Source organism: Mesotoga sp. UBA5847, from assembly GCF_002432735.1.
Lineage (GTDB): Bacteria > Thermotogota > Thermotogae > Petrotogales > Kosmotogaceae > Mesotoga.
Genome location: NZ_DJGL01000061.1, coordinates 1 through 11,755 on the forward strand (window position 1 = coordinate 1; position 11,755 = coordinate 11,755).

Here is an 11,755-nt window from a genome sequence, read left to right on the forward strand (position 1 = left end):
AAGACAAACTCGGCGAATCGATTACTATTGCTGATCTTGATGATGCCAGAGAGGTTATTGAGGAATGGGTAGGCAAAAATCAGCACGCGGTTGACCGTTCTCCATTCTCCGAGTTCGAACACCAGGAGAGCTACTGATACCAAAGCGAAGAAATCCGTGCCTGGCTTTTTGCTAGGTAATCTCGTATCTGAACATCGAGATGTTGACATTTTGCATAAAACTGTGCTATCATAGTTGTACTCATCCACCATGATGTGGACAGAGCTCGGGGGACGCTATGGCGTCCTCATGTTTTTAGTGACAGTGCTTTTCCAGATCGTTCCTTTTTGACGAATAGAGAACATTATAGGCTGTCAAAAGAAGATACACTGATCCTCTCTTAATCAATACAACTACGTAATCTAATGGTCTGCTCCAGATATTTACCCTAGTCTCTCCATTCTTCTGGTAGTCGTATATGCATGTGAATTGGTCTTTCACATTCAACATAATTGGTAATATCCACGGAACGCTTTCGCATCTTACTATCTCGAAGTCCCTTTCTCTGCCTAATCTTCTTCGGTCTCTTTCCTTTTTAATTTCCTCGCTTATTATATGATGAAATGTTCGCTCTTTCTGTATCGACCCCTTGTAGTTAGGCAAAATACTGTTGGTATTCTCTTTCTGAACTTCTGCAAGAAATATCTGCTTCCCTCTGAAAGAGAACAGCGAGTTGTAGAGGGTATCTTGACAGAATACTTCGTATGCCTTGTCAATTAGCGCTTCATCTGAGTCAAAGTAGGCTCTGTCAAGTTTTTCTGGCGCCCATGCAGGATACGGAAGATTTATTGCCACGTTCGGTCACCTTTCCCTGGTTTCCAAACAAGGACGTTAAGCTTTCTTTCATTTCTACTCGTTGACCTAGATAAGGAGCGATGTGAAAGACTCTCAATCATTTCAACAACGGATCTCTTGGCGGCACTTTGCTGTAACTCTATCGGTCTATTAGCATACACGAAAGCTCCTACTAAGAGATCAACTATTTGCATTATCTCCACTTCGTGAGAACGGATCTCTTGAATTTTCTTGATTACACGATGATCAAAATCATATTCGCTACGACATAGGATTTCGTGTAGTGTTCTTATCCGATTTCCGCCTTGTGTGTCTTTGGCATCAACGTAGATATTGTATCTAGACTCTCTATCGAAGAAAAGCCCTTTGAGCATATCGTAATACATCTTGTAGTACCAAGTGTTGTGGTCCTGATTGTAAGAATCATGATCCAAAATGGATTTGTCTGGAACCACCAAGACTCGCGCATTCAAGCTATCATTTGCGAAGAAATATGATATGAGGTCAAGATAGAATTCCAGTTTGGCAGGAGAAACCTTAGTCCATTTGGCCTCTAAACCTCTAGATATACCGTGTTTTGCCTTGAGCTCTCTTATCCCATCGCTTATTCTCGGTACACTATCTTTCAGGCACCAGACCGCACCAAGTGCCATCACGGGCTGTTTGTCGTATTCAAGATGGCAACTTTCATCACAGTACACGTTAAATTCCATCGCACTCACCTCTCGCAAATCTCTACCGTAATCCTTCATAGAGATGACATTTTTCACCTAGTCAATAGTCGTAAAACAAAACCGCTTAGATTATACACAACAGAACGTACCCAATGCAGATGAAAGACCGAAAGGAAGATCACAGCTGTATAGAAAAACTAGACAGAAAGGTCTGATTTCAGTTTATCCAGTCATTCTCTCAGAGACAGATAGCACCCCTTCCCCTTCATACATCCCCCGAACGCATACGCCAGTGACCTCGGATCCATCCCTGGCAAATAGAACACAGTTGTAAGCTCCTCAACGTCCTGGCCATGTTCTTGCCAGATACTTTCAGTAATTTCCATTAACCTGTCTTTTGATGGTCTATTCTCAAAGAGTTGAACCTTTACATTTCTCCTCCGCATAGCCGTTCCAAAATCCCTGATGCTCAGGATCTCATAGTCAATATCCCCGCTTTTCAATGCTATCCTCCTGAATGTTATTACTACACGTCTGTCATTCTACATCAGTTAACATTCAGAACAATACCCACTAATTAACTCGACTTATTTGCACAGAGCAGTTGTCAAGCTCTCAATATGGCTACTGCTATTATTCTTTTGTTTATATCGAAGGATCAAGTGATATGATTAAATATAAGTTTTGAAGTTCAGCAATGCAATGGGAGGTGGAAAATGAAAGGATTTGATGAGCTAAGGTACATCAGACCTACCCTTGTCATATTCATCTTTCTAGTAACGATTCTTCTAATGATGCTGCCGTACCACGTCTTTCAGAACGAAGCGATAAGCTACACCCAGGAGATTTACTCGGGGATTTTCAAAACATCTGTCGAGAATCTTGCGTCTTCTTTATCAGTTGGTTATTTTCAATGGCATGCGATGTATAACGCGGTGAATTCTGGTGACGATACTTTCGTCGAAGAAATGCTCCAAGAAATACAGCAAGACTTTCCGGGAGTAAGGTCTGCCAGATTAATCAACAGACCTCCTGAGATACCTACTCAAGAGACGTACAAGCTTTCCGCTGTCGATCAAGAGCTCTATCTTTATCTCAACATATATGACAGCTTGATGGAAAGAGAGATCCCCGATAAGGTCGTGATCGCCAGCATAGACAAAGATGCCATACTCTCGGAGATGCACTTGGATGAAAGAGTAAGCTTAACTTCCGGGGGATCGAAATCTTTTGCCTATGGGCTGAGGGCTGAAGTAAAAGGATACGACCTCACGAAGTGGCTGATTTTCCATTCTCTGGCGTCTGGAATCATAGGCGTTCTAATCATGATGGAAGTGCTGGCGCTTGGTCTTTCCAGATACTATGAGATGCACGGTCTTCAGGAGATCATGTACTTGTGGGAGCTGGAAGATTCATATACTGCCTTTCATTCTAAGAATGTGTCGAAGATCGCCGGACTTCTTGCGAAGAAAACTGGATTGCGCGGAAAGAAGGTAAGAGAGTTTGTTAATGGAGCCAAGCTTCATGACATAGGAAAGATCGGAATTTCGCATAAGATCTTGAGAAAAAGAGGACCGCTCGATGATATCGAAAGGGAAGTCATTCAAGGACATCCAGCGCACGGAAAGGAAGTGCTCCAACACTTCAAGTACCTGAAGAAGTTCATTCCTTACGCCTATATGCACCATGAACGGGAAGAAGGTTCGGGATATCCTCAGGGTCTTAAGGGAGATCAGCTCCCTCTCGAGGCTAAAATAATCGCCGTGGCAGATGTCTTCGAAGCTCTCACGGCTGAGAGACCTTACAGAGATGCTTACACATTTGTCCAGGCTGTTGACATGATGACTGAAATGCCGCTTGATCAGAGTATAGTCTCTGCACTCATAGAGATACTTCCCGAGCTTGAGACGGAACTAAGCGGGAGGAATCCGGAGAAGTGTTGGGAACAGTCTTAGCGTAAGAAGAGAAAAAAACTTTGATCATCTTCATGGTACTGTGAGTGTCTCGATGATCATCTGCTTGCAGATATTCGTTGCAACAAAAGGTCGCTTTCAGTTCTCGGGTTTTGAGTCCAAGAAATCAACTCAGTAGTTATCCTTCCATATGTTTCTTACTGAAGGAAATATGCTTGATTCCGAAAACTCCTTCCAGGCAGCAACTTCTTGCCCTATTTCCGCTCCCCTAGCATCAGCGTGTTGATGCATCTTCATCGCCAGAGCAGACCCTGCTTCGGCGATTTCAACAGCTTGGTCGATTAAGCGCTTCGGGTACTTTGAGTTGACAGAAGAAGAAGACCTTGCTCGGTAGAGGATAGCGTTAAGATCTTTAAGGTATTGTTTTTCTGAGAAGAGGTCATCGTAGAGAAAAGTAATTGCTTCTATCGACTTACGAAGGACTCTACCGCTCCTATTCTCCGCGACACCCAGCAGCTGCGTCAACAGTTTGTTGGGAATCGGAGGAAGCACATCAGAAAAGCTTGCCCATTCAACAACTCCGTTTATTGCGCTCAGGACCGCCTCTTCATCATATGAAAGCAGACCATTCTCAAGTTCAGTAATCACGTAGTATTCTCTTCCATTCAGTTTCAGAAAGAAAGGTATTGAATCCAAGATGGGGATTCCTTCGTACTTAAGATCCAGAAGAATCGAATTAATTTGTGTCCAGGAATCCTCAGAGGCTGCCTCAAGGAAAGGCAGTATTACTCTCTTGAGAACTCTCTTGACCAGAAAGAGTGATCTTCTCTCAAAGAATTGAATAGCTTTTTCTTCCTCGATGGAAGAAAGACATCCGAGAAGGTTTTCTCGTTGGGCAAACCACCAGTCTGCCAAGCTTCCTAGAATCTGCTTTGAATCACTAGCTTGCCAGAGAATTTTCGGAGTTTTCTTAATTGGATTTGGGGGAAACGATGTGGAGTATATGAATTGACGGAAAATGGTCGAGGACCCCTTTTCTCGAAATCTGATCATATTTCCTTCTTTTTCCCAAATGTACGGAATCCTTCTGCTGAGAAGAATCTTTTTGGCGCATTCAGAAGCAGCTCCAGGAAACGGTTCAGGAATGCGAAACACTTCATCAAAACTGTGAAGGCATGTTGGTTTCCCTGACTTATCAACCGCTTTCCAGTAAATCTGAGAAAACCTCTTGAAATAATCTTCTTTGTCCAGCTTACTGAAGTACATCAGGGTCTCGACTCTTTCAATACCTGCTCGTGGATTGTCTTGCACCATGTCAACTAGTTTCTCGAAATCGTTTTCTGAGAAGTCAGTGTTCCTCATCAGCCCAGGTCTAGCATTAGCGGCAGTTGCCAAAATGTCAAGAAAACCGTTTTGGGGGAGAGGAAGGATAATGGATGCTTTGATTATTTCTTCAGCAGCATCTCTGTCACAAGCCTTAATGAGTGAGCCAAGGCATAAAGAGACTTCTTCGCCGGGGAATTTGGAATTGCTCTTGACTGTCTCACGTGAATAGACTCTTCTAAGCAGTCCAGCAGCTTCTCTAACTAGATCCGCACCTAGCGCGAAGCAAATCTTTGAAAGCACCCTCAGCGAATTCGTCAAGTGGATTTCGTGATGCTCCTCCAGTTTTGCTGAAGCAGACTCAATATAACGCATTACAGCTACTGCGAGTGCTGAAAGCTCTCTTTCATCAAGGTTCAACAGAGTCTGCGATGTAAGAAGCTGGTCAATACCTTTGTCATCAAGAATCTGGATTGCTTTCAGAATCACATAGATTGGGAAATAATCCACCAACTGCTCCAAAGCCCTCTCGCTTTCTTTCGTGCCAATAGAGGTCACAAAACGCAACCTCATTGGTATCGCACCTTCTTCAGAGAAGAGCATTAGTTCTGATGCGTAAAGAATGGCTTTATCAACTGAAGCAGCAAAATGAATCGTCACCTCTCCAGGCACCTCTAGCTCCTTCTCAAGGCTACTCAGTATTTCCGGAAGGAGATCGCTGTATATATTCTTCATCTCAGCAATAGGTTCAGTTCCATCTGGAGAAAACTGATTTGGGCGGAGTGAGATAGTTTTATTCAGAGTTATCAACCTTGATGTACAAAGACCAAATGATGCTTCGGAGTTGGCAGCGGTGGACTTGTGAACTTCTGATGAAAGGTGTCTGACGGCAGTACCCGATAGCTCAATTGCCTTTTCAACATCGCCATAAAGGGCAACCAGTAAGGCTTTTCGGCTAATCCATATTGGAACTCCACATTCTGGCCAGCACTCCAGAGTTTTCTTCAAATCCGTAATCTTAAGATAATGAAGCTCAAACATTGCTTTCTCAAAGAACCATCTTTGTTCCCAATCTAAATGCCCTTTTACCAAAGGTTCCAGCTCATTTTGAATCTCCATGAACTCCATTTCGCGTCCATTAAGTCGAGCTGCCTTCATGAGCGAAAGCAGAATCTGAATCCAGTTCTCAAATACCTTTCCATTGCGATTTTGAGAGGACCAATCAATTTTCTCAATTGCATCTCTTCCTTTTGCTTGAGTGGCTGAAGAAAAATCGTATTTCTTGACAACTGCTAAGAACAATGGGTGAAGTTCAGAGGGTAATGGAAATAGTAGAATATCAAGTTTCCATAGCAACTCTCTTGCAAGAAAGAGATCTAGTGGTTTCTGCAGATCCGCGAGCATTCGAGCAGTAGTATAAATTAGATTAATGGATTCGTCTATTTGCTTCATTCTGGTTTTGTGGGGGATAGCAACCCAACCGGGGTAGGTCAATCTTTCTTGTTCCAACTCTTCAGCTAGGTCTGGTAAGTCCTCATTCTTTAGATCTTTTCGAGATAAATGCAGCTTTCTACGATGCTTCTCCTTCTGAACAGATAGAACTGAGACCCAGTCAATCGGCAGCTTCCCATTTGTTTCCATAAGTGGCCAATCACAGTCGTCTCTGACCTTGAAATGCTTCACATATGAAAGAAACATTTCTACTGCTTTTCTGTGTCTATCTTCGCCGTGTAGCATCTCTGGTATAACTGGTGCGAAATCCAACGGAAGCACAAACTTCGATTCGAGGTATCTTCTTTTTGATTGTGACAGATGCAAGTCCCCAATCAAAAAGACCGGATTTCGGTTTTTCCCAAGGTTATCGTTCACCCATCCAATCCATGAGAGAAAGTTAGGATCATCGCCTGAGAAACCAATCAAGCACATAGTGGTTTCGACTATTGCCTGCTGTACCATATTTACAAAAGGTGCGAAGCGCTTTGGGTAGATTCGGTAATCCTCTTCAGTGAACACAAACGGGCCTGACGGAAGACTTCCGTGAAGCTTTACGATTCTTGGTCTTGATGATGAGGCAATCTCTTGAACTGTTTTGACTAGGCTGTAATGCCTGTTGAAGACTCGTGTTCTTTCAAGTAAATCATCGTAGTTTGTCGTGAAAACATCTACCCATTCAATTTCCAGGAGTTCCTTATGATAGTCTGACGGGTCAAATGCGTCGGTATCGATTTGACTTTTTATGAACTCATCAAGTTTTACAGCACCGTGGTAATCGCGAAATTCCTGAGCAAGTTTCAAGAAGGAATCTGCGCTTGATGTCAAATTGTCTTCCACATTTCCATAAAGTGCTTTTTCAAGCATCTTATGAAGGTCCTTCCATAGAGGAAGGCGTTTTGATCCCGAAACGTGCGGTTCGGCATTTGCTGAAAGCCCTGCCCCTACCATCAATGATGCTCTTCCTTTCCAGATTTGAGAGGTTAACATTTCTAATCTAGGTAAATCGGGGAAACAACTCAAATGAATCACTCCGTTTGTTCATTTGGGAATTGTACTTGCAGCGCGTGAGAAACACATACAACTAGGGTCCAGAGCACGATAACGCACATGGTATGTTGATAAAAAAGGTGCTAAGTTTACTTTGGGGATATAGGATAGACTTCGTGGTTCGGATCATACCACAGAATTCTGAATACTCCTAACTCCCTAATACCGTACAATCTCTTCTTAGCATCAAGTCGCAAAGAGAAAAGTTCTTCGTATTTGTCGAAATATCTCAACGCTCTAAGTCTGTCTTGGGCTTCTTTTGAAATAGCATCAATGCTTATCGGGTGACTCTTGGTTCCTTTTCCTGCGCCCTTTGGTTCTTTCTTGACTTCCTCCCATGTTTTCCTACCGAATTCTCTTAGCTTTGGCAGAATCTCATTCCAGAACGCACCATCAAGAGCATCATTGAACCCCCATCGTCCTTCGCAGTCGCACATCGAAAAACACCACGAAACTGTAAAGTGCTCAAAATCCCTCTCGGTCCATTCACTTCTTGGCTCTTTTTTCTTTGTTCTAGGTAGGTTTGCACTTGGTTTTTTCGCTTTTGTCTTTGACATCTTATTTTTTCTGCAGGCTTCCGTAGTATTCTGCCATGCTTTCCTTGGATATTACCTTTTGTTTTCTGCCAGAATAGAAGGCCTCTTTCCAAGGGGTCTCAATATGAGTAAGGTCACTCAACCATTGAGCTGACTGTTTCCCATAGAATTTGATTACAGCTTCGATCGTTCTTCTTTGATCCTCAGTAAGAACCTGAACATTGCCGCCTCCAAGATCTGATTCGCACACTCTGAACTTCCCTTTGTGCTTATTGAATAGAGATCGGCATACTGGCCCCATCTCCCATGCTTCTATTTCCTCATCAAACAGAGAGTCGTCATCCCAAACAATTGACCAAGCCTGGCAGTAGTAAACAATCTTCTGAAGCTTCATTGTTGTCATGGGGCCAGCGACCTGTAATATGTATTTAGCAACGTCAAGTACACTGGGCTTACTTGGCATTTCTATACACCTCCTTAAGCAAGATAACACAAATAAGAGCGTAATCAGAATAACTTGTTCTGTCTTTCGCTGTTGTTTCTCTTCGCTTCGACTGCTTCCTTGTGATAGGGTCTTGTGAGAGGTACATTTGGTTTCTTACACTTCAGTATCTCCTCTATTTGTAATTCTGAATAACCCACACTTGCTGCCAGGAAAATGTTTGAACAAAACCCAGCGGTAGCAGCCTCCCGCCGGCTCGCCGTGGACCTCATAACTATCTTTGATGAATTTGCTTTATCATTCACTGAGCCCATAATCAGGATCTCTGACGGCTCTTTGTTTGTCATCTCTTTATCGGCCAAGAGCTTTTTCATTAAGTCGCAACGCCACAATGGGATCACTCCCATTCCCGGTAACTAGATCGAATCATCATTCTTAATTTCCATTCTTCATCAGAGCTTATAGCCCAAGTTGAACCATCTGAAAACTCTGCCTTTATCGGGATAGCGTGGATTTTAGTTGAGGCTTTTTCATAAGTCGGCCAAGAGAAAGAAGAAACTCCGCTTGGTTCAATTTGCTGGTTCATCTCGATTGTTTCTTGAATTGAATAAACCTCATTACCAAACTCGTTGAATAACAAATATCTATGGGTTAGTGAGACAATTGTTTTGCCCGTAACATTAAGAACTTTGATATGAGCGGTTCTGAATAAGTTTTCATCAAGTGTCAGAGTGGCAGATACTACTTTTGTAGGCAGATTTGTTAGGAATCCTTGCTCGGATTCGTCTGCATATTCCCATGTTCCGTCATCGTTCAAGATCACTTTCCTTAAATACTCGGTCATTGCATATTCAACGGCGAGGTTCATTGAAAAAATGAACAATACAATTATTATAGTTGCAACTATCTTTCTCATAGAACACCTCCTTTGATTTCGATAACAAATGATTTCTTGACTAGCAATTGCCAAATGCTGCACAGAGATGGCTCGAAAGGTACGCATTGCCACAGTCGAAAACATTTCTTATTCATATTCCGACACTGCCCGCCTTATTGGTTTGTTCAAATACTTTCTTGACTTATTGTCCCACCATTCTTCATTCTGAATCTTCTTCAGTTTGTCCATTATTTGCGCACCCCTCAGATATGATACCCAAGAAATCAGGATAGCTTTTGCATTCTCGAAGTCCTTATCCTTCTCATACAGATATACTGCCTTCTTGAAGCCGTAGTCGGTGTGGTACCAGCGAGCGAGATATTCCATATATCTGAAGCACCAGCGAGTATATTCGACCGAAAGGCTCAAGGCTTCACTGTATTTCTTCTCCTTGCAAAGTTGCTTAATTGGTTTTACGTATCTTGAGATCCCCTCTTCGTATAGAACGTTCTGTTTGTCAAAGAAAGCGTTTAAGGCTTCCTGATCCTTGCAAGACTTTTCGGCAAATTCCCTCCTGTCATTCACTTTCCTTTCGTTGGCTTTCTTTTTCAGGTAGTAGTTTATCCCGCCCGATGCAGTTACTGACAGGTCTGACAAGAATGACTTCTTATTTGCCACAGGATTCACCTCAGATTTCTACATCCAAACCGTGTTAATCCTATCAGTCTCCAAGAATCGTCTTGCTTCATTGTAGTATTTCTTCGGATTTCCAAACTCGAGTGCGATAAACTTCTCTGCTTTTTCATCATATTGACGCCTTATTATCACTCCTGTTTCTTTACTTATGACATCTACACAAGTAAAGGGTCGTTCGTCTACAATGATAACTCCCTTTTCCTTTTCATAACGGGGATCTTCATTTATTCCTAGATTTCTAAATGGCTCGAAAAAAGCTAAATCTACCCGAAAAAAAGATACGCTCCCATCGCTCGTGAAGAATACCGACACGCCTCCTTCATAGGTACGGTGGAAGATCAATGTGCTTTCTTGGGGACTGCGCAAGATGATAGACCCCATGAAAGTAGTCTCTGACTGTCCAGTGATATCAATCTTAGTGATATTGTCTGTGCGATCCAATGTTACGTAATCCGGAACTGAGATAAGGTATTCCACAAAACTCTTCAGTGTAAATGCTATAAAGCACCTCCATTAAAAATGACGTATTACCAGCTTGAATGAAAAATTAATTGCACGTTTCTCAGCCAGAAAGTGGTGGCAGTAGAATATAGATTCACAATAGAAATCCTTGTTTAAGCAGCATTGGCTTCAGGCTAGTCAACTCGGGCGGTACAGCTAGATAACGCTAATTCTGTAGCCCGCATCTGGCGTTAAGAGAGAACTGGAGACCAATCACTGATCCTGTGCAATGTTTGCCAAAAGATCAGTATTTGGCTATTCTTCCCAGGAATTTGAACTCGCCGACGCTTAGATACGTTGATCCATGTTCTCTCTCGAGCAAGCCCCTCTTTGCTTCAGAAAGCATCCATCGAATGTCGTCTACGTCTTGGTCGGTGAAATCCGACGTTTCAAAGTAAATCCGCTCACCCTTGTCTTTACGGATGCATTCAATCACTATCTCTGTTTCACCAATGTTTCTGAACCCAACAATATCAACAGGCAAAGAAACGCGATCACCATTCCTTTCTTCTTTCAAATTTCCTTCCTCCTTTCAGCGGCATGTTTCTCGATAAGAATTGATCGGCTAGATCAAACCTTATTTGATCTTCTCCTCGACTACTTTTCATAGCTTTCGTAGGCAATAATATCTAGATAGAAGTTCCCTTTTCGGTAAATACAGGTCTCATCAGTACCGGGACCGTTCATATTGATAACAATTTCCTCTACGTCACCACTGGAAGCAATGAAGAGAGCGAGAGTAAGCATTGACGTTTTCGATATTACTCTGATTCTCCATGGGTTCCCGGATACAGAGAAGAGATCTGTGTTCTTGCTTGATGATCCTTTGTATGATCTAACAACTCTCCATTCAGAAGTCGTGTCATACTTCCAGGTGCCATTTGCGTTCAAGATGACAGTTTTTCCATTCTCAGCAACCGCAGTAAGACCGAAAGAAGTGCTTACAAGAAGCAAGAAAAGTAGAGTTACTAGAAGCAAGTCCTTCATGACCACACCTCCTATCATTTGTGGCCGCAATCCGTACAGCTGTCTTTCCCCTTAGTCAATAAGAAATATAATCATGAATCAGAAAACTCTCTCTTCAAAACATTAACTACCCCGATAATAGCACATTCGGAGTCCCATCTATCTTTATCTATTCTAATAGGCTTGTATTCAGGGTTCTCAGAGGTAAGAATCACCATGTCAGATCCCTTGTGGAAGTATTTTATGATGCCTTTTTGGCCGTTTATTCTCACAACGACCATCTGGCCATTCCTGGCGACCGGCCGTTTTCGAACGAATACGACATCACCGTCAAGCAGTTTACGAAACATACTGAAGCCGGTCACTTCAGGGCAAAGTCAACTGCATCACTCTGATTGACTGAAGCATACCCTAATCGATGGGTGCAGCTCCATTATTTACTACTAGTTAGC

Annotated in this window: 14 protein-coding genes; 1 reads left to right on the forward strand and 13 read right to left on the reverse strand. The window is 42.6% G+C overall.

Annotated features, from left to right (window positions below):
- Positions 1–294: 294 nt before the first annotated feature.
- From B3K91_RS06225 to B3K91_RS06235, 3 genes are all read right to left on the reverse strand, one after another.
- Positions 295–834: a hypothetical protein gene (locus tag B3K91_RS06225; protein ID WP_292594328.1), complete on the reverse strand. Its 540-nt coding sequence runs from the start codon at positions 832–834 to the stop codon at positions 295–297.
- Positions 825–1,547 carry a DUF3800 domain-containing protein gene (locus tag B3K91_RS06230; protein WP_292594330.1) on the reverse strand — a complete coding sequence of 241 codons (723 nt, stop codon included), beginning with the start codon at positions 1,545–1,547 and terminating at the stop codon, positions 825–827. Before B3K91_RS06230 ends, B3K91_RS06225 begins: the two co-directional genes overlap by 10 nt.
- 191 nt (positions 1,548–1,738) lie before the next feature.
- On the reverse strand, positions 1,739–2,011 hold the full coding sequence (locus B3K91_RS06235) for a hypothetical protein (protein WP_292594334.1): 273 nt from the start codon (positions 2,009–2,011) through the stop codon (positions 1,739–1,741).
- A gap of 213 nt (positions 2,012–2,224) precedes the next feature.
- Between B3K91_RS06235 and B3K91_RS06240 the strand changes: the two genes are divergently transcribed.
- On the forward strand, positions 2,225–3,463 hold the full coding sequence (locus B3K91_RS06240; protein ID WP_292594338.1) for an HD-GYP domain-containing protein: 1,239 nt from the start codon (positions 2,225–2,227) through the stop codon (positions 3,461–3,463).
- Between the two features lie 129 nt (positions 3,464–3,592).
- Here B3K91_RS06240 and B3K91_RS06245 read toward each other — a convergent pair whose 3' ends face one another.
- The 10 genes from B3K91_RS06245 to B3K91_RS06290 form a co-directional block, all read right to left on the reverse strand.
- Positions 3,593–7,186: an SIR2 family NAD-dependent protein deacylase gene (locus tag B3K91_RS06245; RefSeq protein ID WP_292594405.1), complete on the reverse strand. Its 3,594-nt coding sequence runs from the start codon at positions 7,184–7,186 to the stop codon at positions 3,593–3,595.
- 188 nt (positions 7,187–7,374) lie between these two features.
- On the reverse strand, positions 7,375–7,722 hold the full coding sequence (locus tag B3K91_RS06250; RefSeq protein WP_292594343.1) for a hypothetical protein: 348 nt from the start codon (positions 7,720–7,722) through the stop codon (positions 7,375–7,377).
- 121 nt (positions 7,723–7,843) lie between these two features.
- Positions 7,844–8,284 carry a Panacea domain-containing protein gene (locus tag B3K91_RS06255; RefSeq protein WP_292594348.1) on the reverse strand — a complete coding sequence of 147 codons (441 nt, stop codon included), beginning with the start codon at positions 8,282–8,284 and terminating at the stop codon, positions 7,844–7,846.
- A 44-nt stretch (positions 8,285–8,328) separates the two neighbouring features.
- Positions 8,329–8,637, reverse strand: coding sequence for a hypothetical protein (locus B3K91_RS06260; protein WP_292594351.1), 309 nt, complete (start codon positions 8,635–8,637; stop codon positions 8,329–8,331).
- A 23-nt stretch (positions 8,638–8,660) separates the two neighbouring features.
- A complete protein-coding gene (locus B3K91_RS06265) occupies positions 8,661–9,179 on the reverse strand; it encodes a hypothetical protein (protein WP_292594354.1) in 519 nt (172 codons plus the stop codon).
- A 108-nt stretch (positions 9,180–9,287) separates the two neighbouring features.
- Positions 9,288–9,818: a hypothetical protein gene (locus tag B3K91_RS06270; protein ID WP_292594357.1), complete on the reverse strand. Its 531-nt coding sequence runs from the start codon at positions 9,816–9,818 to the stop codon at positions 9,288–9,290.
- Positions 9,819–9,836: 18 nt separating this feature from the next.
- Positions 9,837–10,148, reverse strand: coding sequence for a hypothetical protein (locus tag B3K91_RS06275; RefSeq protein ID WP_292594360.1), 312 nt, complete (start codon positions 10,146–10,148; stop codon positions 9,837–9,839).
- A 433-nt stretch (positions 10,149–10,581) separates the two neighbouring features.
- Positions 10,582–10,854, reverse strand: coding sequence for a hypothetical protein (locus B3K91_RS06280; RefSeq protein ID WP_292594363.1), 273 nt, complete (start codon positions 10,852–10,854; stop codon positions 10,582–10,584).
- Between the two features lie 80 nt (positions 10,855–10,934).
- Entirely contained in the window at positions 10,935–11,324 is a 390-nt protein-coding gene (locus tag B3K91_RS06285) for a hypothetical protein (RefSeq protein WP_292594366.1), read from the reverse strand.
- A 71-nt stretch (positions 11,325–11,395) separates the two neighbouring features.
- Complete coding sequence (locus tag B3K91_RS06290; RefSeq protein ID WP_292594369.1) at positions 11,396–11,668, reverse strand: LexA family protein; 273 nt, start codon at positions 11,666–11,668, stop codon at positions 11,396–11,398.
- Positions 11,669–11,755: the final 87 nt, after the last annotated feature.

Excerpts from the sequence above, each read along its gene's own strand:
- B3K91_RS06260 (WP_292594351.1), bottom strand. The coding sequence starts at position 8,637 with ATGAAAAAGCTCTTGGCCGATAAAGAGATGACAAACAAAGAGCCGTCA.
- B3K91_RS06230 (WP_292594330.1), bottom strand. The coding sequence starts at position 1,547 with ATGGAATTTAACGTGTACTGTGATGAAAGTTGCCATCTTGAATACGAC.
- B3K91_RS06255 (WP_292594348.1), bottom strand. The coding sequence starts at position 8,284 with ATGCCAAGTAAGCCCAGTGTACTTGACGTTGCTAAATACATATTACAG.
- B3K91_RS06245 (WP_292594405.1), bottom strand. The coding sequence starts at position 7,186 with ATGGTAGGGGCAGGGCTTTCAGCAAATGCCGAACCGCACGTTTCGGGA.
- B3K91_RS06285 (WP_292594366.1), bottom strand. The coding sequence starts at position 11,324 with ATGAAGGACTTGCTTCTAGTAACTCTACTTTTCTTGCTTCTTGTAAGC.
- B3K91_RS06240 (WP_292594338.1), top strand. The coding sequence starts at position 2,225 with ATGAAAGGATTTGATGAGCTAAGGTACATCAGACCTACCCTTGTCATA.
- B3K91_RS06250 (WP_292594343.1), bottom strand. The coding sequence starts at position 7,722 with ATGTGCGACTGCGAAGGACGATGGGGGTTCAATGATGCTCTTGATGGT.
- B3K91_RS06265 (WP_292594354.1), bottom strand. The coding sequence starts at position 9,179 with ATGAGAAAGATAGTTGCAACTATAATAATTGTATTGTTCATTTTTTCA.